Below are 21,669 nucleotides of genomic sequence, written 5' to 3'. Positions count from 1 at the left end.
CCAGCAGGTGGCCGCCGCGGTCACCACGGCGGCGGCGGTCAGCACCCGTGCGGCCGGCGCCGGAGCCACCCGTCTGCCGATCGCCGGGCTGATCACGGCGAGCAGCACCGACAGCGGCAACGGCGTGTAGACGTCGAACCTCACCCCGTGCCCCCGGCCAGCAGGTCGCGCAGCGCCTTCTCCTCCTCCGGCCGCAGACCGCTCACGAACTGCTGGAGCGCGCCGATCGGATCCGGGCCCCGGTCCAGCGCCTCGTGCATCGCCTCGGCGGTCAGCTCGGCCGCGTTCTTCGCCGGCCGGTAGGCCCCACGCCGTCCGTCCGCGTCCCGCAGGACGAGCCCCTTGTCGTAGAGCCGCTTGAGGATGGTGTGCACGGTGTTGTAGGCGAGCGGGCCGTCGATCTCGGCCTGGATCTCGGCCGGTGTCAGGGGGTGGTCGGTCGCCCAGAGTGCGGCGAGGACCTCGCTCTCCAGCTCACCGGCGCTGCGCCGTTCCGCCCGGGCCCGCGGGTCTGTGCCAGCCATGGGCGTCACCTTACAGCTTGTAGGGTGCGCCTTGCCTACCGCTGGCGCTCTGACCTGGCTCTTCTGCCTGGTGCGGAGCGGACACAGTCAGTTGACCTGAGGAGACAGTAGATTCCGAGATTCGAGGGACGGAGTTGGCCCCCGTTCGCCTAATAGGTGCTGCACCGTTCGGTGACCAGCGTGCGCCAGCGTCGGCGGATGGTCTCTTCGCTCTCAAGCCACCGGACGGGCGAGGCGTCTGGGGTGATGGGCCGGTTGCCCATGAAGCACGCGATGTCGGCGAGGTAGGCGTGGTCGCCGTCGTGGGTGAGCCGGCGCAGTCGCTGGATGGCGGCGGCGAGGAGTTCCCCGTCGGCGCGGACGGCGTGGTGGAAGCAGATGGCGAGCTCAAGCAGGGGGAGGAGGGACGTCAGTCCGGCGGTCTCGATCTCGGCGCGCAGAGCCTGGGCGCGTTCGCCGGTGTGCGTGCTGTGGCCCGCGTCGCGGATGAGGCCGGCGATGTGGACGGTCAGGGTGGTGGCGTGGAGTGTGAGGTCGGTCAGGAGGTGGTGGGCGAGGGTGATTTCACTGTCTGCGGTCGTGGGGTCCGCGAAGGCCAGGGCAAGTGCGCGGTGTGCCTGGGCGGTTGCGCGTTCTCCTGCGATGCCGCGTTGTTCGGCATCGTTGCGGGCCTGTTCGTAGTCCTCGGCTGCTCGTGTGACGTCGCCTTGAGGCCAGTGGATGTCGCCGAGTACGCGGTTTTGTCGGCCGGCCCACCCCAGGTTCTGGGCAACGGTCAGGGCGGTGGGGAAGTCGCCGGCCAGGCGGGCGAGGTGGGCCAGGCCGCGGCGGGCGGCGGGGGCGAGGCGGCCTCCTCCGTCGGCCACCTGCTGCATCCCTGTCCGCGAGGCGACCGAGTGGCCCAGGTCGCGGTGGGCTTTGGCCAGGTAGTAGAGCGCCATCTGCCCCAGTTCCTCCGGCAGCAGACCGGCGTCGACGACGGCGGCGAGCCGGGTGGCCGTGCTGCGGCGGTGTTCGTGTTGTCGACGGCCCAGTGCGGTGAGCAGTTCGACCAGGGCGTCGGCCGGTGTCTGCAGACGTGCCTCGTCGCCGGTGTCCCGCGGGGCGGGGGTGACCGGCTCCCACACCGAGTCGCTGACGTACTGCCAGGCCGCCTCGGTCAGCCAGCCCAGGTCGAGGTGGAACTCGGAGGCGAGGGCGAGACCTTGGCGTAGGCAGGCGATCAGCAGACGGCGGCCGGGGCCGGTGTGCTCGGCCCACTGCCGGCCTATGGCGCTGTGTGCGCGTTCGGCCGCATTTCGCCAGTCCCGGGGTGACCAGCGGTCGTCGGTGGTGTCTTCGGCGGTGCGCAGGGTTGAGCGGATGAGGGCGTGCAGGTGGTAGGGCCACAGGCTGGTGGTGGTGTGGCGGATGAAAGGCCGCTCCAGCAGGCGGAGCACGGGGGCGTCGCGGCTGATTCCGGCGGTGGCGGTGGCGAGGGGGATGTCGAACGCGTCCAGGAGGCTGACCGAGCGCAGAACGTGGCGTTCGTCGGGGGTGAGGTCGGTGAGGGTGCGGGCGATCAGGGCGGGGAAGTCGCCGTCGAAGTCGGCCGGTTGTGGGGTGAGGCCGTTGCGGCGGATTTCGAGAAAGCGCATGGCGGCCAGGTCGAGGTACAGGGGCAGGCCGTGGGAGCGTTCGGCGATCACACGTCGTAGCGTGGGGTCGATCAGGGGCCGGCCGTCGGTGGTGAGTCGGTGGGTGAGGTAGTTCTGGCGGTCCTCGTCGCTGAAGTTCCCGATCAGGATCTGACGGCGAGAGCCCGGATCGTCGGGGGTGGCGCGGGGCGTCGGCAAGCCGCGCTCGGCCAGCCCGGGCCAGGCCACCGGGCCGGTCCAGTCGAGTTGGCCGTGCAGAGCCGGGTCGGCCCACTGCAGCCGGCTGCGTCCGGTCACGACGAAGAAGACGTTGGGCATGAGCCACACCACGTGCTGCAGCAGCCGCTCCATGTCCCGGTGGGTGCGGTCCCCGATGTCCTCGAAGGTGTCCAGCAGCACCACCGGGGCGATCTGCTTACGGGCGGGTAAGCGGGCCAGCTCCCAGGCAAGCAGGTGCGGGTAGTACGAGAGCGCCTCCAGGTCGGTGTCGGCCTCCAGAAGGTCGGCCAACCGCGCGCAGCCGGCCAACGCGCTCACTGAGCGGCGGTGTTCGCGCAGCGCCCTCACCAGCGCCCCGGTGAGCTGCCCGACCGCGGAGCCGAGCATCCCGGGCAGTGCCAAGCCCTGGGCGACCTCGCCGAGAGCCGCCTGCATCTGCTGCGGAAGCGCCTGCCCGAAGCGGGTCAGCAGGCCGTCACGGCGCAGGTGTTCCTCCAACGGCTCGCCCGGATGCCGGTGGTCCCAGTAGCGGCGCAGCGCGATGTCGAACGCGGGCATGGGCCGACCGACCGCGGCCGCGACGGCAAGCCGGATCGTGACGACGACGCGCTCGAAGTCGGTGTTCGCCGAGCGCGCCAGGTCGAGCCGGAGAGGGACGATCCGCGGCCCGTGCCAGACCGGTTCACCCCATTGCGCCGGCCGGTGTTCGGCATTCGCCAGCGCGGCCTCCAGCCTCCGTGACAGCGTCGACTTGCCGATGCCGCCGACACCGTGGAAGACGAGCAGGTTGCGTCGCGGTGCCTCCAGGTCGGCGGCGTCGAAACCCGCAGCGCTCACGTGCCGCAGGTGGCCCTCCAGGGCGTTTACGAATATCCGCCACTGGTCCTCCCGGTTGGTGAACGCCTCAGCCGCTCCCACCCGGTGGTCGTTGGAGCCGAACAGAGCCCGCAGATCCCGACCCGCCATGCCAACCCCCTGATGGTCAAACGATCCCGACCTGCGACTGCCGGTCCGCATGGCCGGCAGCCCTTCACCACGTGCCACGCAGCGGTCACCGCTCGCGGGGGGTCCCGCCCTGTTTGCTCCGCCGGGTCTCGGCAGCGTGACCGTCGTCCCCCTGCGAGCGATGCCCGTCGCCGAGGGGATCGCAGGCCGGTATCGGGATGTCGTAGACCAGTTCCCAACGCGTCTGCGGGAGAAGGAAAGTGGCAGTCTCGACCGGCTGGCCGGTGTCGGCCAGGTGGGTCCGATCCAGCTTGACGATCAGTGTGCGGCGGGTGATCCCGAGCCGCAGTGCCTCATGGTCATTGGGGTGCCGGACGTGCGTACGGACCTGGGCGTGGCCGACGCGGACGCCGACCGAGGCCAGCCGGCGAGCCACGCCGGTACCGGCCAGCGGCCCGTCCTCCGGCAGAAGAACGGGCGTGCGATGAGTGAGAGCCATGGGCTCCCACGATTCGCCGAGGGCCAAAGGGCGGGCGTCGCCCAGGTACTCGTAGCGGGTACGGACACACAGGGTGTCGACGTCGACCGCCAGCCGCCGGGCGATCGGCTCTGGAGCCGGGACCTTGACGTCCGACCGGTACTCCATGCCCGGGGTGAGCCCGGCCTGCCGGATCGCGTCCGGAATAGGCAGCAGCACGGGCAGCGCGATGCGTGTCTGCGGGGCACGGGCGAAGACGCCGATGCTTTTACGCCCCTCCAGCACGCCGGTGTCGATCAGTAGTTCCTGGCCCCGCTGGATCGCGGCCGGACTCGTCTGGTACTCGCGAGCCAGCTGGGCCCGCGGCGGCAGCTGCTCACCCGGGGACCACTCTCCTTCCGCTAGCCGCCTGCGCAGGTCTTCCGCGATGCGCTGATAGTCCGCAGTGGGCACTGCCTACTCCCGGAGAGGAACTCGCTACTCCTTGCAACTCCTTGACACGCTAATCGGTTAGCGGCACGCTAATCGATTAGCGATACGGACAGTAATCAGTGCGATGTGAGGGGGAGGAGTGGATGCGGTCCTGGCAGGGCGTGCCGCGGCACTCGCCGCCCGGCTTGCGGAACTTACGGGTGGCGCCACCCGGATCCAGGAAATCAACCAGGGCGCGCTTGTCCTGTGCACCATCGACCCGATCAGTTCCGAGGACGCCTGGGTCGACGTGCAGAACGCACTCGACGACGCCGACACCTGGAGCGTGCAAGGCCGCGGCCCCGGTCCCGAACCCCGGTTGCTGCGCGCCGAGCTCCGCTCGGCGGATCCCGGCACCGGATGACTGCGGCACTCCAGCTACGGAACTGAGTCCGCCCCGTGCGGGGGCGCACACGGCGTGGGACGCCGATTGACGCGGCCACATGACGGTGAACGAGGGTTCGCCCCCGCCGTACTGCCCGAAGAACGACATCGCGACCTGCTCGCCACCACGATCTTGCCGGCCGTTACCAAGCAGGCCACGGCCCGGACCTCCCCGGTCGTGGTGTTCGTGGCGGGTCAGCCCGGCGTCGGCAAATCCACCTTCGCCGACCTGGTGCACCACACGCTGGCCCACCACGGAGGCGCCGTGCGCATCGGCAGCGACGCCTACAAACGGGCCCACCCCTGTTATCCGACGCTCCTGGCGGTCGACGACCGCAGCGCCGGAGTGCGCACGCGCCCGGACACACGCCGCTGGCAGGCGGAGGTGGAGGACTACACCCGCCGTCACCGGTTGCACGCCGTCATCGAGACCGCTCTGGCCGACCCGGAAGAGGCCCGTACCACCGTCGGCGCCTACCGGCGCGCCGGCCACCGAGTCGAACTGGCGGTGCTCGCAGTTCCGCAGGCCCTCAGCAGCCTGGCCGTACTGCACCGCTACCTCCAGCAGGTGCGGGCCACCGGGGCCGGCCGCTACGTGTCAGCGCAGAACCACGACCACTGCTCCCGAGAACTGCCCGAAGTCCTGCGCATCATCGAAGCCGAGCGACTGGCGAACCTGGTGACAGTGATCGGCGCCCACGGCATTCGGTACCTCAACCGGCTGGCGCCGAACGGAAGTTGGTCGCGCCCACCGCGCGCCGCCCAAGAGGTGAGCGCCGAGCGGACACGGCCGTGGACTGTCACCGAAGCCCAGCATTTCCGCGACACCGTCGCACGCGTCGGAGAAATCGCGCGCCACACCCCGGGGCCGGCTCGCCGTACGGCCGTTGCCCAGGACATCCGCCACAGTCTCCGATGGGCCGAGCCACTGCTCCGTCGGCGCTGCGGCGATCCGCCCCCTCTCCAAGGAGCCGGCTAGCCCCGTCTCTCACCCGTGGAACACCAACGGATTTTCACAGACCTGATCGTCCCGTTCCATCTCGGCGACCCCGAGCCCCGATGCCACCCGATAGCGGTCTACGTGCTGGGGCAACCCGGCGCCGGGAAGACCGCAGCCTCCACCCTGGTGCTACGGGCCATGCGTCCCACCGCTGTCCGGGTGTCCAGTGAAGACTTCCGCGCGTTCCATCCCCATTACGCCCGGCTGCTCGCCCGGCGCCCGCGCACGGCGGGAGCCCTGCTGCGAGCCGACTACAGGGCTTGGCAGAACGAGGCAGAGCAATGGCTCCGAAACCGGAGGGCCGATGTAGTGATGGAGGCCGCGCCGGCCACCGACACCGACCTGCTGGCCTCAGCCTCTCGGTTCCAGGCCGCGGGATATCGGGTCGAGATGCTGATCCTGGCGGTACGTGCGGCCGACAGCCGTCAGGGCACCGCGCACCGGTTCGCTCTCGGCCTGGAACAAGGACTGCCCTCCCGCTTCACCACGCCCCACGGACACGACCGGTGCTACCGAGCGCTCGCCGCACTCGCAGCGGCCCTCGACCGCTCTCCGGCAGTGCGCACCGTCACGGTGACCGACCGGAACATGCGCCCACTTCGGAACCGGCACGGTGGTATCGCAGCCATGCTGGAAGGGGAGCGGCAGCGCTCCTACACGAACGCCGAGGCGTCCCGGTTCGCAGCGCTACAGCGCCGGCTGTGGGCATCGCTGCCACGACACCGCTCGGAACTCGCCGAAATCACTGCCTTGGCGGCGCCCCTGCTACCACCGGGCTTCCTGGTTCTCGGTCCGGCGAACGGGGCTGCGGATCGCCGCTTGCTGCCGGCGCAACGCTGAACGCTGCCGCAGTCATCGGCAGCGTACGGCCGTCGCCGTGACCGAGGGCTTCTGGACCACCTGTCGGCGAGCGTGTCGACATCACACGAGGTGATATCCAGCGGGACGGGTACGCCACCCGCCTGCCGCACGTCGGCAAAGAGGTGTGGGGAACGCACGGCGCCGACCACGTTCCGTGACGCCGGCCGTACGTAGTCACTCGTCGGCCCACACCACGAACCCCACGTGATGCGAGCGGCCCGCGCCTGCAAAACCATGAACGTGGCCCCCGCTGCACCACGCAGGGATCGGCCTGTCGTACGCGAGCCCGCGCCGTACCGAACAACTGCGGCAACCTGTGAAACGAGGTGTCCGACGATGAAGATCGAGGGTTCGGTCGCGCTGGTGACCGGAGCGAACCGCGGAATCGGGCTGGCGTTCTCGCGAGCTCTGCTGGCCCGGGGTGCCGCCAAGGTGTACGCGGGCGTCCGCAGGCCGGAGGACTTCCAGGAGCCCGGCCTGGAATCACTGCGACTCGACGTCACCGACCACGACCAGGTCGCGGCCGCCGCGGCAACGGCATCCGACGTGACCATCGTCATCAACAACGCCGGTATCCAGGCCGGACCGGGCCTGCTGGACGGCTCCTTGGAAGGTGCGCGGCGGGAACTGGAAGTGAACTATCTGGGCGCCTGGGCGGTGTCACGGACATTCGCACCGGTGCTCGCCGCCAACGGTGGCGGCGCCCTGGTGAACATGCTGTCCGTGGCCTCTTGGTGGGCGAACAGCCGGTTCCCCGGCTACGCCGCGTCGAAGGCCGCCGAGTGGTCGCTGACCAACGCGCTGCGCATCGGACTGCGAGAGCAGGGAACGCTGGTCGTCGGCGTGCACGTCGGCTGGGTGGACACCGATGCCACGGTAGGGGTCGACGCCCCGAAGGTGGAGCCGGCGGAGGTGGCCGCCAAGACCATGGACGCGATCATGCGCGATGAGCCGGAAGTACTCGTCGATGACGCGGCCCGGCGGGTACGCGCCGCGTTGTCCGGCCCCTTGGAGTTCCTCTACCCGACCGCGTGAGCGTGCCCACCGACTTCGGCGTCGTCGACTTGGGTTCCGGCTCAGGTAGCCGCGCGGCCACCCCTGTCCTGCCGTCGACGCGGTCGGCGCTCTCCGTGCCTAACTGCGGTGGCTCGCCCTTGGCTTGAAGCTCGGACACCCACACGCCAGGCCGATCCAAAAGACGCACAGGTACCCCGACGCCACCATCACCGGGCAGTCGCCTCGTGGCCGTCCCGATGCTCGTCGCGGCTGGACGGCTCGCGGGCGGAGCGCCTGTCACCTCCGGCGCGCAAAACTAGCTATACATCCGACCTATTGACTCACATTTACCTACGTGGCGACCGCCTCCTCCGCATTAAACCGTGCTTAACTCGTTGACAGTGCCAAGCGCGTGCTGCCACGTTGACCCCATTCATCGGATGTCTCAGCCTCCCTGCGGGCATGCCCGCGGCTTGACGGATCCCGGAGCGGTCATGAAATGGATGGCGTCGACGTGCAAGATCCTCGGTTCTGTACTCGCCTTCGGACTGGTCGGCGCGGGAGCGCTGGGCGTGTCGGCCGGTCCGGCGCGGGCAGCCACCGCATCGGTGCTGTGGGCAGCGCCTGACGGTCGCGGTGCGGCCTGCACGTCGAGGAATCCCTGTTCCCTGACCACCGCACAGGCCGAAGTACGCGCTCTTGAGCACGGCCGGAACCTGGTGAGCCCAAGAGTCCAACTCCTCGGCGGTACCTACCGGTTGAGCAAGACGTGGAGGTTCGGCACGGAGGACTCCGGCCGGCCCGCGCACCCCGTGGTGTGGGAGGCCGCGCCCGGCGCCCACCCGGTCATCTCCGGCGCCTCCCGGGTCACCGCCTGGCACGAGGTGGGGAGCAGCGGTGTGTGGTCCGCACACGTGCCCCACGGCAGCGCCACCCGCCAGCTCTACGTGGATGGCAGACAAGCCCCCATCGCCCAGGCCACCCCGGCGGCCCTGCACTTCACGGGCAACTGGACCGGGTCGGCCACGGGGTACGACCTGTCGAACGACGCCGCGGCCCTGGCCTGGTTCGCACACCTCACGCCCGCGGAACTGGCGCAGGTCGAGTTCGACTATCCCGCGGGCAACGGCGCGTGGACCGACTCCAAGTGCGGGGTCGCGCGGATGTCCGGCAGCACGCTGGTCATGGACCAGCCCTGCTGGACCGACGTCACCGACATCGCCCCGTTCAGCCAGGGCACCGGCGGCCTGCCGTCGATGCCCACCTCACAACTGCCGGCCACGATCCAGGGCGCCCGCAGCCTTCTGACACCCGGTCAGTGGTCCCTGGACAACGCCACCGACACGCTCTACTACACGCCCAGGAGCGGTCAGCGGATGGCCGGCCTGGACGTCGAACTGCCCCGGCTGGAGAAGCTGGTGCAAGGTGCCGGCAGCCTGGCCAAGCCCCTGCACGACATCACCTTCGTGGGCCTCCAGTTCTCGTACGCCACCTGGAACGCCCCCTCGTCACCGACGGGCTTCGCCGACGTGCAGAGCAACCTGCACAGAACCGGCGACAGCAACCAGGGGCTGTGCACCTTCTCCACACCCGCCGGCAGCTGCCCCTGGGGCGCACTCACCCAGCCTCTCGCCAACGTCGCCTTCACCGGGGCCAGTCACGTGTCGATCACCGGCAACCGATTCGTCGACCTCGGGGGCGCCGGCCTGAGTTTCATGTACGGGGGATCGCACAACGTCATCGACGGCAACGAGTTCACCCAGATCGCCTCCACCGCGCTGTCACTCGGCTGCACGTACGACCCGACTCCCACCGAAACACCGGCCTCGGTGATCAAGGACAACTGCACCCCTGACCCGAAGACCGTGCAGGCCGACCAGGTCGGGACGAACGAGATCCTGGACCACACCACGGTCTCGAACAACGTCATTCACGACGTCGGCACCGACTACCGCTCGGCCTGCGGCATCACACTTCTCTTCAGCCGCCACACCACGATCACGCACAACGAGCTCTACGACCTGCCCTACACCGGGATCACCGCGGGCGTCATCCAGGGGCACGTCGACGACGCCAACCATCCGCAGAACTCGACCAACATCAACGCCGACAACACGATCAGCGACAACCTGATCTTCGACGTCATGCAGGTCCTCGACGACGGCGGCGCGATCTACATGGAGGGCCACCAGGCGCAGTACGTCTATCAGTCCGACGGCGCCATCGACTCGGCGGCCACCCTGGCGCACGGCCTGCACGTCACCGGCAACGTCGTCTACAACGACGGCTCGCGCTTCAACGCCTTCTACGACGACGCCGGTTCGGAGTGGATCAGCTTCAGCGGCAACGTCGAGTTCCACCCGCTGGCCGCACTCGGTGCTCAGGGCGGCTGCTCGGCCACCGGTCACTTCTGGGTCACCGGCAACTACTTCTCCGACCCCGCGGAGAGCTACTTCTGCACGCAGCCGGTCGACTCCCACGCCGGCGACAACACCACCGTCCCGGCGTCTCCGGGCCCGGGTGACATCCCCGTCTCCCTCCTCGCCCGCGCAGGCGTCACCGACGGATACGGGTCGCTGGTGGACGGCCTCCCCCTCACCGCGAGCTACATCTCAGCGCCCACCCCCGTCGCCGGTTCCTCGACCGAACGGGTCCTCGTCGCCGGTGCCGGCTTCTCGCCCGGCACCCCGGTGTACTTCGGCGACCGGCGCGCGACCGACGTCCAGTTGATCTCCTCCGGATTCCTGATCGCCACGGTACCGACCGGAGCCGACGGCACGGACGTCACCGTCGGCACCTACGTACCCCGTCCGGCCATCACCGCTCCCACGAGCGGCACCATCGGCCTGGCGGGCACCTTCACGGTCCGCGGTACGGCGCTGGCCGGCAACACCGTCGCGGTCACCGACAGCGCGAACCAAGCCGGCTGCACCACAACCGCCGCCGCCGACGGCGCCTGGTCGTGCACGCTCACCGACTCCTCGCCCGGCCAACAGCACCTGTCGGCCACGCAGTCCGACAAGGACGGAGCCACGTCCAAGCCATCGGCAGCCGTCCTCGTCTACGTAGGCACCCCGCCGGCCGCAGCACGCCTCAACGACACCGATGCGTCGATCGTCTACAACTCCTGGGACTACTTGGGAAGCCGGGGCTACGGCGACCACGACGACGACGTCCACTACGCGACGACCGACGGCAGCAGCATCACATACACGTTCATCGGCACCGGGATCAAGGTGTTCGGCGAGGAGTTCACCGATCAGGGCGACATCGGCGTGTCGATCGACGGCCGGCCCGCCACCGTCGTCGACACGGTGCCTGCCGACGGCGCGCGCCACACCGATGTCGCCGTCTACACCAACACCGCACTCGCCGCCGGTGTCCACACCATCGTGGTGACCAAGCTCTCGGGCACCTACGCCACCTTCGACGGCTTCGAAATCGACAACCCCGCCTCCTCCCAGTAACCCTGGAACGCGCCGCCCCACAAACGCGGTTCACGCCCCATTGGGCTCCGGACAACGTCAAGCCTCCGTGCGGTGGAGGGAATCCCACCGCACGGAGGCTGCGTCACCCGCACCAGCGAGGACTCGTTTCCCTGCCAAGCCCACCGTGACGACGATGCTCGGGTTCAGGGCGGCGATGGCGTCCAGGTTCGCGATCCATGCCTCGCGTGACGTGGTGTCGGTCTCGATGGGAATCTCGCCGGGGAAGATCCCCTGCCAGTACTTCCGCAGGCCCGTGTCGGTGGCCTCGGCGCAGTCGGCCAAGGCGTCGACCTGGTCGAACGTGATGAGCGTGTCGACCGGGACGTCATCCCGTTCGCCGGCGATGAGTGTGCTGCTCAACGGGGACCACATCGGCCGGTCCCCGGAAGCCTGCGCGGCCGTACCCGTCGGCGAGGTCCTCGATCCGGTCGGCCCCTGACGTGACCCCGAACCGCTGCCGCCGCCGAGCCGTTTGCCGACCCTGCCCCGGCCCGTTCCCCGACGGTCGTTCAGTCCGCAGAGACGCATGATCGTCCAACGGGTGCGGGGAACGCACGTCGCCGATCGCCTCATGCTCGGTATGCCGGCGCGCGAGGGGCAGGCCGGGTGCCAACAGCGCGCGATTGATGACCACTATGTGCACGTCACACATGGTCCCGGCCGCGGGTCGTAGTGCTGCGCCGAGGCCAGGACCACGTGCTGCACGGGATTGCCGCACGGCGCCGCGCAGGAACGATGAGCTCGGACGGCACCTGCCACGCGCGCAGGAGCCGACCTCAGCACGTTCTCCTGGAGAAGGCCTCATGACTTCACCCTCTGCCCCGCTTTCCGGCCGTGTCGCCGTGGTGACCGGCGCATCCAGCGGGATCGGTGAGCACGTCGCCCGTGCGCTGGCCCGCGACGGAGCCCATGTCGCCCTGCTCGCCCGACGGGCGGAGCGGCTGAAGGAGATCTGTTCGCGCATCGAGGCGGACGGGGGACAAGCGGACGTGTTCACGGTCGACGTCACGGTGGCTTCGGCACTCGACGACACCGCTCAGCACATCGCCGCGACCTTCGGGCCCGTGGGCATCGTGGTGAACAACGCCGGGATCATGCTGCCGACCCCCGTCACCGGGTCCTCCGCCGAGGACTGGAGCAGCCAGACGGCTCTGAACGTCGACGCGGTCAACAACACCGTACGGGCCTTCAGCGGGCAGCTGATCGAGGCGGCCGCCGCCTATGGGGCCGCCGATCTGGTCAACACCGCGTCCATCGCGGGCAGGACGCTCTTCCCGTCGTACTCGGCATACGCCGCGACGAAGGCCTACGTGATCCATCTCGGCCGCAACCTGCGGGCCGAGCTGGGGCCCAGGCAGGTGCGGGTCACCACCATCGAGCCGGGCATCGTCGACACCGAACTGCAGTCGAAGATCCCCAGCGCCGAATCCCGTGGCCGTCTGGAAGACACCCGCTCCCAGATCGAGTGGCTCCTGCCGCAGGACGTGGCGGACGTCGTGGCCTACGCCGTCTCGCTGCCTCCTCGGGTGAATCTGGCCGAGATCGCAGTTCTCCCCACGCGGCAGCCGGCCTGAGGAGCGTTCATGACCGCCCCGAGCCTGGAACTGACCCAGTTCACCGTCCGAGAGACGGCGCCGGGTTACTGGCGCATCACCTTCGACCATCCGCCGGCCAACCTCATGACCGCCGTCACCGCGGCGGAGCTGCGAACGATCGTCGAGGCCGCGGAGACGGCGAGCGATCTGCGGGTGATGGTCTTCGACAGCGCGAACGAGCAGTTCTTCTTCGCCCGCTACGACGTGTCGCAGGGACCACTGCCCGCCGACCCGGGGCCCACAGGCCTGCCGATCTTCCTCGACACGACCGTCCGGCTCGGCGCCCTCCCCGCGATTTCCATCGCGCAGATCGCAGGACGAGCAAGGGGCGGAGGCAACGAACTGGCCCTGAGCTGCGACCTCCGCTACGCGGCGCTCGAATCGGCGGTCTTCGGCCAGCCGGAGATCGGCTCCGCCCTGGTGCCCGCCGGCGGAGGACTGGAACGGCTGGTTTCCCTGGTCGGGCGCAGCCGCACACTGGAGATCGCGGCAACCGGCAACGACTACGACGCGGCGACTGCCGAGCTGTACGGGTGGATCACCAGGGCCGTGCCCGCCGCGGACCTTCCAGGCTTCGTAGACGCCCTGGCCCGCAGGATCGCGGGTTTCGACGGCGCCGCCCTCGCGGAGATCAAGCGCCTGGTCGGTCGTACCACCCTGACGGATCCCGCCGCGCTGCTCGACTCCTCGGAGACGGCGACGAGGCTCACCGGAGGGCCCGGCTTCCGGCCGGCCCTGGAACGCGTCCGAGCCCGCGCGCGAGCCGTCGGCGCCGACTTCGACCTGCGGATGGGCTTCCATATCGGAACGGCCGATGAGGATCGGGCCCCTCGGCGTTAGCCAGGACCTTCCGGCTGTGTGGCGATCACCCCTACGAACCCCATTCGCACGGACTACGTGCATCACGGGATCTCTCAGGCCCCCGGAGCGGGCATGATCACCAAGCGGCTCCATGCCCCACCAGACCGTACGGATGTTCAGCACGCAACAGAGTGAGGACCGATCTCATGCCCATGATCGACGTTTACGCCGCCAAGGGGACCATCAAGGACCGCAAGGCTCTGGCCCAGGAGCTCGCCCAGGCGATCATGCGCTGGGAGAAGGTCCCCGCCATCCCGTTCTTCTCGGACAACACCGCCGCCTTCGTCCATGAGCTGGACGCGGACGGCTTCTCCACCGCCGGCGGCAGCACCGACCACGTGCGCGTCGCCGTCACCACCAACGCCGGCGCACTGGACAGGGAGCAGCAGCTCGGTCTGGTCAAGGAGATCTCGGAGCTGGTGGCATCGGCCGCGGGCGATCCCTCCCTCACCGACCGCACCTGGGTCGCCCTGACCGAGGCGGTCCCCGGCGGCTGGGGCATCGGCGGTCACGCCTACACCAACGAGGAAATCGTCCAGCACGTACGCGAACTGCTCGGCAAAGGCTGAATCGGAGCCGTTCACCATGGACGGCGAACACCAGTGAGCCACAGACGCGATGCTCCGCGCGGTGCGTGGACGCAGACGGTCCCCGAGGGGCGGAAGGGGAGGGCACCGGCCGTCCGCGCCGGGTTCCAGCCGCTGTGCAGGGAGTTCCTGACAACGGCGACTGCGATCCGGCGGGCGACGTTGGCGGGCGCGATGGTGTTCGCCACGCGGGTGGGGCGTGTACGAGGGGGAGGCGTACCGCGAGCGAATCATCTGGCTGTAGGCCGCGGCCTGCGGGGCCGGGATGCCGGTGTCTGCGGCAGCCGGGCGGACTGTTCGGTCGAGGCCGGCGTCGTGAGGCCCCCGCCAGCAGCGCACCGACCGCTGCGAGGAGGGCGGGCGTGAGGGCTCCGCTTCGCATCAGGGGAGTGCCTTTCCGTCGGCCAGTCGTCCATGTGTATGACTGGTTTCCGCTGATGTGAATATCACGATGCTTTGAGTCGGTGACTTGCCATGGACGTGACAAGGTCTAGACCTGCATCATGTGTGTCCCGGAACTCAGAAGGGATGTTCACATGGACAGACGGCAACTGATCTTTCGGGGCGCCGCCATGGCATTCGCCGCCCCCACCCTGCGGGCCCCCGCGGCCCACGCCGCCCCACCCTCCGGCCAGTTACCCGCCCGCGCCGAGATCATCGCCGTACTGCGCCGGGTGGCCGACCAATGGATCAACGGGCACAGCGACTCGGGGGACAACGGCTGGGCCCGCGCCACCTTCTTCAGCGGGCTCATGGCCGTCTACCGGCTCACTCGCGACGCCCGCTACCTCACCTACACCCGCGCATGGGCCGAGAGGCACAACTACGGCATCAACGGCGGCGTCACCACCCGGCACGCGGACAACCACAACGCCATCCAGGCCTACCTCGACCTCTATGAGATCGAGCCCGAGGCGCGCAAGCTCACCGCGTCCGAGGACACCCTGCGCCACATGATCACCGACCAGCCCGGCAAGGACGACGACTGGTGGTGGGTCGACGCGCTTCACATGGCGATGCCGCCATTCGCCCGCTTCAGCCGACTGCGCAACGACGACGCCTTCGCCGCCAAGCTCTACCGCCTCTACAACCACACGAAACGCGTCCAGGGCGGCCCCGGCCTGTGGGCCCCGACCCTCGGCGGCCTGTGGTACCGCGACGACCGCTTCCTGCCCGGCGGCATCCTCTCCCCGGGCGGCAAGCCCGTCCTGTGGTCGCGTGGCAACGGCTGGGCCGCGGCCGGCCACGTCAAAGTCCTGAAGGTCATGCCCCCGACAGCGCCCAACGTGCCCGAGTACCGCGACACCCTCACCCGGCTCGTCACCACACTGCGGCCCGTCCAGCGCGGCGACGGCTTCTGGAACGTCAACCTCGGCGACGCCACGCACCTCCCCGGGCCGGAGACCAGCGGCACGTCCTTCTTCGCCTACGGCACCGCGTACGCAATCGCCGCGGGGCTAGTGCCCTCCGCGACATACCTGCCCGTGGCGGCCCGCGCCTGGAACGGGCTGGTCGCGACAGCCGTGCATCCCGACGGCTTTCTCGGCTACGTCCAGAACGTGGGAGACCGTCCCGAGTCGAGCCAGCCGGTGACGTACGACTCGACCGCGGACTTCGGGGTGGGAGCGTTCCTTCTGGCGGGAACGGAGCTGGCGGGCCTGGTGAGTTAGGCGGCGACCGGGAAAGTTTCACCCGGCGGGCCGGTTGCGGGCACGCCGCTCCATGACCAGTGCGGGATCGCGGTCCAGCGGACTTCGATGAGCCGGGCGTCGAGCTGGTGGAGCCGGTGGGGAGCGGCGTCGCCGTGCCTGCGGCATGGTGTCAGTGAGGTGCGATCGAGCGGACGAGGTCGATGCCGCGGCCGAGGTTGTCGATACGGGCTTCCAGCGTGGTGCCGGCAGGGTAGAGGCGCACCGTGTCCACGCCGGCCTTCTGCCAGACTTTGAGGCGTTCGCGGACCATGTCCTCGGTGCCGATCAGGGTGGTGGCCAGGACCATGTCGTCGGTGATCGCCGCGGCGGAGCCGTCGCGGTCCCCCGCCTGCCAGCGCTCACGCACCTGAGCGGCGACGTCGGCCCAGCCCTGGCGGCTGTAGGCGTTGTTGTAGAAGTTGGTGGAGCCGGAGCCCATGCCGCCGAGGGAGAAGGCGAGCTCCATTTTGCGGCTGCCGATGATGTCGGCGAGGTCGTCCTCGCGGGTGACGATGTTGATTTCGGCACCCTGGCAGACGTCGAGCTGGGCTCGGGTGCGGCCGCCGCGGGCGAGGCCCGCGTCGAGGTGGGTGAAGTAGGCGCCGGCCGCCTCTGGGACGAAGCTTGTGCCGAGCCAGCCGTCGGCGACTTCGCCGGTGAGTTCCAGCATCTTGGGGGAGAGGGTGGCGAGGTACACCGGTACGGGCACTGCCGTGAGACTGAGGCGCATGGGGCGGCCTTCGCCGTCAGGCAGGGGGATGGCGAACTGGCGGCCCCGGTAGGCGATCTTCTCTCCGGTGAAGGTGCCGCGGATGATCTCGACCGTCTCCCGCATGCGGGTCAGCGGACGGGCGAACGGGATGCCGTGCAGGCCCTCGATCACCTGGGGGCCGGACGCACCGAGCCCGAGGAGGAAGCGGCCCTCGGACAGTTGGGCGAGCGTCATCGCGGTCTGCGCGATGGTGACCGGGGAGCGGGTGGCGAGCTGGATGACCCCGGAGCCCAACAGCATCCGGTCGGTGCGCGCGGCCAGGTAGCCGAGCGGCGAGGGAGCGTCGCTGCCCCAGGCCTCGGCCACCCAGCAGATGTCCAGCCCGAGTTTCTCCGCTTCGAGTACGAAGTCGACGCTCTCGCGCCAGTCGCCGCCCGAAGCCTCGATGGTGGTCGCGGTGCGCATCACATCTCCCGTTCCGCGAGATCCTTGAGGGCTGCGAGGTTGGCCTTCATCCCGGTCTCGAACTCGCGGAGCCTGACGAACACGATCTTCTGCTCCTTCTCGGGCATGGCCTCGATGGCGAAGGTCAGCCCGGACGGCGCCGGCCCCATCTGCGCCCACTGCTCCAGCTCGGTTCCCGAACCCTGCCGGACCAGCGTGAAGCGCCACACGCTGCTGGGACGGTCAGGGTCGCCCACTGCCCAGCCGAAGCGCTCCGGAGCCTCGTACTCCACGACAGTGTTCGTCGTTTCCCAGCTCCCCAGGTCGGGGTGCGAACTGCGCCCGACGAAACGGCGGCCGGGCTGTGGGGCACTCGCGCCGTCGAGCCACTCGACCTCCTGGAGTTCCGCACTCAGCCGCGGCATCAGGTGAATGTCGCTCACCAACGCCCACACCCGTTCCGCCGACGCCTCGATGCGGGTGCTCACGGACACCGTCGGAGCGTCCGCATAGACCTGTCCCGTCCATTCCATGGTGCGTACCCCTCCTCGCCGATGACCTGCATAGTTGCGTATTGAGACCCACTGTGGCAAGGGTCGGGAAGTGCAATGGCCTGCTGAGTTTCAAAGAGAGACCCTTATCATCGGGTCATGAGGCGCACTACGTTCGCGAACTGGCCCTGCTCGCTGGCCAGGAGCATGGACCTGTTCGGGGACCGGTGGACCCCCCTGGTGCTGAGGGAGGCGTTCTACGGCATCAGCAGGTTCGACGACTTCCAGCAGGAGCTCGGCATCGCGCGCAACACCCTGACCGAGCGGCTTCGCCGGCTGGTCGACGCGGGACTGATGGAGAAGCGCGTCTACGAGACCCAGCCGATCAGACACGGGTATCTGCTCACCGAGGCAGGTCGCGACTTCTACCCCGTGATCCTGGCCATCACCGCTTGGGGCGACCGATGGCTGGCCGAAGAGGCAGGAGCGCCGATCACCACCCGTCATGAGGCATGCGGCCACGACACGCGCGCCGAAGTGGTCTGCTCGCACTGCAAGGAACCCCTCGCCTGCGAGGACGTCACCCCTCGGCCGGGTCCGGGATACCCGCCCAAACTGCTCGACCGTCCCGACGTCCGACGGAGGTTCAAGCTCGATGCCCTGGAAGAGCCGGCGTAAGCCGTCCACCGACCCCCGCCGTCCCGCGCCCGGTACCGCCCGAACCGCGGTCGTCCGAGAGCTGGACGGCGACGGCGCCCTGCCGCCGAACGCGGGGCCCAGCGGTAGGGCGCGCCGGACACGGGCCCGCTTGAGGAGTACGCGTGTGCGCTCGCCTCCCAGGTCAGGCCCCTGCCGCCGTCGTCCAACGCACCGGCACCCGGCCGAGTCGAGTTGTGCGTAACGGTCGGCGAGGGCGTTCTCGATCGTGTGGAATGACCCGATGTCGGCGTATGGCCTGTGCTCCCCGGGCGCGTACGGACGAACGGTCATGTGTACACCGCTGCTTCATTGGACAGTAGGGTCCCGCCCTCCTCCAGCACATTGAGGTTGACCTGTGGAAGAGCTGTTCGGGCGTGACGCGGAATGCCGCCGGATGGGGGCTTTGCTGGACGATGCCCGGCGGGGATTGAGCGGGGTCCTTGTTCTGCGGGGCGATCCAGGCGCCGGTAAGAGCGCGCTGCTCGACCACCTTCAGGCCACGGCAGCGACCGAGTTCGAGATCACGCGCTTCGACGCGGTGGAATCCGAGGCCGAACTCGGCTTCGCCGCACTGCATCAGCTGCTCAGGCCGTACCTGGGGCAGGTCCCGAAGCTGCCTGATCCTCAGGGTGAGGCGCTCTGCCAGGTCTTCGGGCTTCAGGAACGGACCAGCCCGCCCGACCGCTTCCTTGTGGCGGTCGCTTCTCTCAGCCTGCTTGCCGCGCGTGTCGGCGACAGGCCCCTGCTGTGTCTGGTGGACGACGCTCACTGGCTCGACGAGGAGTCCGCGGCCGTACTCGCCTTCGTGGCGCGCCGGCTTTACGCGGACCCGGTCGTGATGGTGTTCGCCGCCCGTGACGGGGCTGACGGCCTCGACCATCTGGCCGGACTGCCTCAACTGGCCGTGCCCAGCCTGCACTCCGAAGCGGCCGGCGAACTGCTGAAGTCGGTTGTCCCGGGCGGCCTCGCCCCCGATGTCCGCGACCGGATCGTCACCTCCACCGGAGGAAACCCGCTGGCTTTGATCGAAGCGGCCAGGGAACTGACCGCTGACCAGCTGACCGGCCAGGCGCCTCTGCCGGAGCCCGTTCCGCTCGGCCAGGCCCTGGAACGGATCTATCTCCGTGAAGCGCTGGCGATGCCGCCCATGACGCGCACCCTGCTCCTGACCGCCGCAGCCGACCCGACCAGCGATCCGCAGGTGTTGTGGCGGGCCGGTCGCGAACTGGGCTTCGACGTCACCGCCGCGGTGGCCGCCGAGCAGGGCGACTTGCTCTCGATCCGGGAGACCGTGAGATTCCGCCACTCGCTGATCCGCTCAGCTGTGTACTACGGCGCCCCGTTGTCCGAGCGCGCACGTGTCCACGCGGCACTGGCCGCGGTCGCCAGGGGACTCGGTGAGATCGACCTGTGTGCCTGGCACCTGGCGGCAGCCGCGACCGATCCCGACGAAGGCGTCGCCACAGAACTCGAGCGCGCCGCGACGCGCACCCGGGACCGCGGTGACTGGACAGGCAGCTCGGCCCTTCTGGCGCGAGCGGCGTCCCTGACCTCCGACCTGCCCGTGCGCGCCCGACGTCTCCTGGAGGCCGCGGAGGCCGGCGCCGTGGCCGGCTCGTCCGGACGGGCCCAGGCCCTGCTGGACGAGGCGGCCGCCTACCAAGAGGACCAGCGCCACAACGGCCTGGTGCATCGGGCGCAGGCACGGATTCACCGGCTGACCGGCTCCCCGGCGTCCGCGACCTTCGCATTGCTGACGGCGGCCCGGGCGCTGGGACCGGTCGACAACCGCCTCGCCCGTGACATTCTCGTGGAAGCGCTGGTCCAGGCACAGATCAGCGGCACGCTCGCTCCCCAGGGGGCAACCCGCCTCAGCGTGGCCGAGACGGTTCGTTCCCTCCCGCTCCCGGCCGAAGCGCCGGCCACGACGGGCGATGCGGTCCTGGAGGCCGACACAGCGGTTCATCTCGAAAGACTCGACGACGCCGGCCCGAAACTGCACCGAGCGATCACCGCGGTGCAGCGCGAGGACTCAACTGCCGCCGAGTCGCTCCAGTGGCTGGCGGCTGCCTGCTCGCATGCGACGATCCTCGGCGACGACATCGCCCTGCACGACCTTGCCTGGCGCCTCGAAGCGGAAGCCAGGCGCCTGGGAGCCGTCATCCCGATGGCTCTGGCGCTGAGCCACACCGCGTTGTCCGAACTGATCGCCGGACGGCTCGCCGAATCGGAGCGTCTTTTCGATCAGCGCGCCGCGTTGGAGGAGACCCGCGGTTCCCGCATCTTCCTGGGCGCACTGCTGATCGCCGCCTGGCGAGGCAGGGCAGAGGAGGCCGAGAGCCTGGCGGAAGCCGTCCGGGAACACGCCTCCCGCACCGGCCAGGGATACCAGTTGGTGTTCTGCGACTACGCCCGCAGCGTCACCGAGCTGAGCCGATGCCGCTACCACGAGGCCTACCTCGCCCTCGAAGACCACATGGGGGACACCAGCCAACTGAAGTTCGCTCTCGCCGACATGATTGAGGCGGCAGTCCGTAGCGGCAAGGACGACGAAGCGATCGAGCTGCTCCACCGCCTGTCCCGGCTGGCAGCGCAGACCCCCGTGCCCGGGCTTCTCGGCGACCTTGCCCGCGCACAGGCTCTGACCACCGCCGACACCTCAGAGGCGGAAACGCTGTACCTGCGGGCCATCCACCACCACGAGAACACTCGGGGCCCGGTCCGTGGAGCTCGCAGTCATCAGCTCTACGGAGAGTGGCTGCGCCGTGAGCGCAGAAGCAAGGAGGCACGCCACCAACTCCGGATCGCCTATGAGCTCTTCGACGCGATGGGGGCCGCGGGCTATGCGGAGAGAACGGAGCAGGAGCTTTCCGCCGCGGGCGATCCGGTTCGACCCTCCGGCGGCGCTCCACGTGAGACGGACGTTCTGACGCCGCAGGAGGCGCGTGTCGCCCGCCTGGCTGCCGGCGGGGCCACGAACGCCGAGATCGCCGCCCAGCTCTACCTCAGCGTCCATACCGTCGACTACCACCTGCGAAAGGTGTTCCGGAAACTTGATGTCCGCTCGCGCCGCGAGTTGGGCGACCTGCGCGACCGCATCGCCTCCGCGTAACTGTGCCGACGACGCTGCTGCCTTGCCGTGCGAGACGCAAACGATCAACGTCCGACCGGATGCACCGGGTGCGGTGCAATCAGGGAGAGCGCGGCATCGGCCGCTTGCGGGGCGTACCGCTCGATGGTGTTTCGTTCGCGCCCATGGCCTGCTGCCGCCGCCCGTCCGGCTACGACGACGACCGCAACCGGCCCAAGGCGAAACGGCCATCGGCGGCGTGGATGCCGCTCTTTCCCGGGCCGGTGGCCGCTGCGAGGTCGTAGGCCGAGACGCCGCCCCGGCCGGTCGTAGCCGCCCGAGGTGAATGCGGCCTGCCCCGACCGTCCTCACGCCGCGGGAGGTGCCGCGCGGCGGCGTGGCGGGGAAACTCCTGCCAGTGGTTGAGATGCTCCGTTTCCCGGGGACGTTGTCAACTTGGCTGAGGAGCTGGGCGGTTGGGTTGATCTCTGCCCGAGGTGCCAGGTCGACGACGCC

17 protein-coding genes are annotated in these 21,669 nt (G+C 69.5%); 11 read left to right on the top strand and 6 right to left on the bottom strand.

Features of this window, described 5'->3' with window-relative positions; all coding sequences use genetic code 11:
• Positions 1-140 precede the first annotated feature (140 nt).
• The 3 genes from R6V09_RS02535 to R6V09_RS02525 form a co-directional block, all read right to left on the bottom strand.
• On the bottom strand, positions 141-524 hold the full coding sequence (locus R6V09_RS02535; RefSeq protein WP_317879667.1) for a BlaI/MecI/CopY family transcriptional regulator: 384 nt from the start codon (positions 522-524) through the stop codon (positions 141-143).
• A 149-nt stretch (positions 525-673) separates the two neighbouring features.
• Complete coding sequence (locus R6V09_RS02530; RefSeq protein ID WP_317879666.1) at positions 674-3,346, bottom strand: ATP/GTP-binding protein; 2,673 nt, start codon at positions 3,344-3,346, stop codon at positions 674-676.
• Positions 3,347-3,431: 85 nt separating this feature from the next.
• Positions 3,432-4,256 (bottom strand): GntR family transcriptional regulator, encoded by an 825-nt coding sequence (locus R6V09_RS02525; protein WP_317879665.1) that lies wholly within the window; start codon positions 4,254-4,256, stop codon positions 3,432-3,434.
• A gap of 118 nt (positions 4,257-4,374) precedes the next feature.
• Here R6V09_RS02525 and R6V09_RS02520 point away from each other — a divergent pair, with 118 nt between their 5' ends.
• The 5 genes from R6V09_RS02520 to R6V09_RS02500 all read left to right on the top strand — a co-directional run bounded on the left by R6V09_RS02520 (position 4,375) and on the right by R6V09_RS02500 (position 10,982).
• Positions 4,375-4,638 carry a hypothetical protein gene (locus R6V09_RS02520; protein ID WP_317879664.1) on the top strand — a complete coding sequence of 88 codons (264 nt, stop codon included), beginning with the start codon at positions 4,375-4,377 and terminating at the stop codon, positions 4,636-4,638.
• Positions 4,639-4,704: 66 nt separating this feature from the next.
• Positions 4,705-5,637, top strand: coding sequence for a zeta toxin family protein (locus R6V09_RS02515; RefSeq protein ID WP_317879663.1), 933 nt, complete (start codon positions 4,705-4,707; stop codon positions 5,635-5,637).
• A 15-nt stretch (positions 5,638-5,652) separates the two neighbouring features.
• Positions 5,653-6,498 carry a zeta toxin family protein gene (locus R6V09_RS02510; RefSeq protein ID WP_317879662.1) on the top strand — a complete coding sequence of 282 codons (846 nt, stop codon included), beginning with the start codon at positions 5,653-5,655 and terminating at the stop codon, positions 6,496-6,498.
• Positions 6,499-6,855: 357 nt separating this feature from the next.
• Positions 6,856-7,554 carry an SDR family oxidoreductase gene (locus R6V09_RS02505; protein WP_317879661.1) on the top strand — a complete coding sequence of 233 codons (699 nt, stop codon included), beginning with the start codon at positions 6,856-6,858 and terminating at the stop codon, positions 7,552-7,554.
• A 455-nt stretch (positions 7,555-8,009) separates the two neighbouring features.
• Positions 8,010-10,982, top strand: a complete 2,973-nt coding sequence (locus tag R6V09_RS02500; protein ID WP_317879660.1) for an Ig-like domain-containing protein — start codon at positions 8,010-8,012, stop codon at positions 10,980-10,982.
• A gap of 57 nt (positions 10,983-11,039) precedes the next feature.
• On the opposite strand, the gene R6V09_RS02495 is transcribed toward R6V09_RS02500, so the two are convergent.
• Positions 11,040-11,363, bottom strand: a complete 324-nt coding sequence (locus tag R6V09_RS02495; RefSeq protein WP_317879659.1) for a hypothetical protein — start codon at positions 11,361-11,363, stop codon at positions 11,040-11,042.
• Positions 11,364-11,806: 443 nt separating this feature from the next.
• Here R6V09_RS02495 and R6V09_RS02490 point away from each other — a divergent pair, with 443 nt between their 5' ends.
• The 4 genes from R6V09_RS02490 to R6V09_RS02475 all read left to right on the top strand — a co-directional run bounded on the left by R6V09_RS02490 (position 11,807) and on the right by R6V09_RS02475 (position 15,716).
• Positions 11,807-12,577, top strand: coding sequence for an SDR family oxidoreductase (locus R6V09_RS02490; RefSeq protein ID WP_317879658.1), 771 nt, complete (start codon positions 11,807-11,809; stop codon positions 12,575-12,577).
• A gap of 9 nt (positions 12,578-12,586) precedes the next feature.
• Positions 12,587-13,438: an enoyl-CoA hydratase/isomerase family protein gene (locus tag R6V09_RS02485; protein WP_317879657.1), complete on the top strand. Its 852-nt coding sequence runs from the start codon at positions 12,587-12,589 to the stop codon at positions 13,436-13,438.
• A gap of 167 nt (positions 13,439-13,605) precedes the next feature.
• Positions 13,606-14,028: a tautomerase family protein gene (locus R6V09_RS02480; RefSeq protein WP_317879656.1), complete on the top strand. Its 423-nt coding sequence runs from the start codon at positions 13,606-13,608 to the stop codon at positions 14,026-14,028.
• A gap of 554 nt (positions 14,029-14,582) precedes the next feature.
• Positions 14,583-15,716, top strand: coding sequence for a glycoside hydrolase family 88 protein (locus tag R6V09_RS02475; protein WP_317879655.1), 1,134 nt, complete (start codon positions 14,583-14,585; stop codon positions 15,714-15,716).
• A 151-nt stretch (positions 15,717-15,867) separates the two neighbouring features.
• Here R6V09_RS02475 and R6V09_RS02470 read toward each other — a convergent pair whose 3' ends face one another.
• Both R6V09_RS02470 and R6V09_RS02465 read right to left on the bottom strand, forming a co-directional pair.
• A complete protein-coding gene (locus R6V09_RS02470; protein WP_317879654.1) occupies positions 15,868-16,914 on the bottom strand; it encodes an LLM class flavin-dependent oxidoreductase in 1,047 nt (348 codons plus the stop codon).
• Positions 16,914-17,426: an SRPBCC family protein gene (locus R6V09_RS02465; protein WP_317879653.1), complete on the bottom strand. Its 513-nt coding sequence runs from the start codon at positions 17,424-17,426 to the stop codon at positions 16,914-16,916. The genes R6V09_RS02470 and R6V09_RS02465 overlap by 1 nt, the downstream gene beginning before the upstream one ends.
• Before the next feature lie 117 nt (positions 17,427-17,543).
• Here R6V09_RS02465 and R6V09_RS02460 point away from each other — a divergent pair, with 117 nt between their 5' ends.
• Positions 17,544-18,062 carry a winged helix-turn-helix transcriptional regulator gene (locus R6V09_RS02460; protein ID WP_317879652.1) on the top strand — a complete coding sequence of 173 codons (519 nt, stop codon included), beginning with the start codon at positions 17,544-17,546 and terminating at the stop codon, positions 18,060-18,062.
• A 376-nt stretch (positions 18,063-18,438) separates the two neighbouring features.
• On the top strand, positions 18,439-21,195 hold the full coding sequence (locus tag R6V09_RS02455; protein ID WP_317879651.1) for an ATP-binding protein: 2,757 nt from the start codon (positions 18,439-18,441) through the stop codon (positions 21,193-21,195).
• The last annotated feature ends 474 nt before the right edge of the window (positions 21,196-21,669 follow it).

This window comes from Streptomyces sp. W16 (genome assembly GCF_033194735.1).
In the GTDB taxonomy this organism is placed as follows: domain Bacteria; phylum Actinomycetota; class Actinomycetes; order Streptomycetales; family Streptomycetaceae; genus Streptomyces.
The sequence above is the reverse complement of the archived record's forward strand: the minus strand, read 5'-3'. Positions and strand labels throughout refer to the sequence as shown.

Bases quoted from the DNA above. Each gene is read 5' to 3' on its own strand.
- R6V09_RS02485 (WP_317879657.1), top strand. From the start codon at position 12,587: ATGACCGCCCCGAGCCTGGAACTGACCCAGTTCACCGTCCGAGAGACG.
- R6V09_RS02470 (WP_317879654.1), bottom strand. From the start codon at position 16,914: ATGCGCACCGCGACCACCATCGAGGCTTCGGGCGGCGACTGGCGCGAG.
- R6V09_RS02465 (WP_317879653.1), bottom strand. From the start codon at position 17,426: ATGGAATGGACGGGACAGGTCTATGCGGACGCTCCGACGGTGTCCGTG.
- R6V09_RS02460 (WP_317879652.1), top strand. From the start codon at position 17,544: ATGAGGCGCACTACGTTCGCGAACTGGCCCTGCTCGCTGGCCAGGAGC.
- R6V09_RS02530 (WP_317879666.1), bottom strand. From the start codon at position 3,346: ATGGCGGGTCGGGATCTGCGGGCTCTGTTCGGCTCCAACGACCACCGG.
- R6V09_RS02480 (WP_317879656.1), top strand. From the start codon at position 13,606: ATGCCCATGATCGACGTTTACGCCGCCAAGGGGACCATCAAGGACCGC.
- R6V09_RS02505 (WP_317879661.1), top strand. From the start codon at position 6,856: ATGAAGATCGAGGGTTCGGTCGCGCTGGTGACCGGAGCGAACCGCGGA.
- R6V09_RS02475 (WP_317879655.1), top strand. From the start codon at position 14,583: ATGGACAGACGGCAACTGATCTTTCGGGGCGCCGCCATGGCATTCGCC.
- R6V09_RS02535 (WP_317879667.1), bottom strand. From the start codon at position 524: ATGGCTGGCACAGACCCGCGGGCCCGGGCGGAACGGCGCAGCGCCGGT.
- R6V09_RS02490 (WP_317879658.1), top strand. From the start codon at position 11,807: ATGACTTCACCCTCTGCCCCGCTTTCCGGCCGTGTCGCCGTGGTGACC.
- R6V09_RS02500 (WP_317879660.1), top strand. From the start codon at position 8,010: ATGAAATGGATGGCGTCGACGTGCAAGATCCTCGGTTCTGTACTCGCC.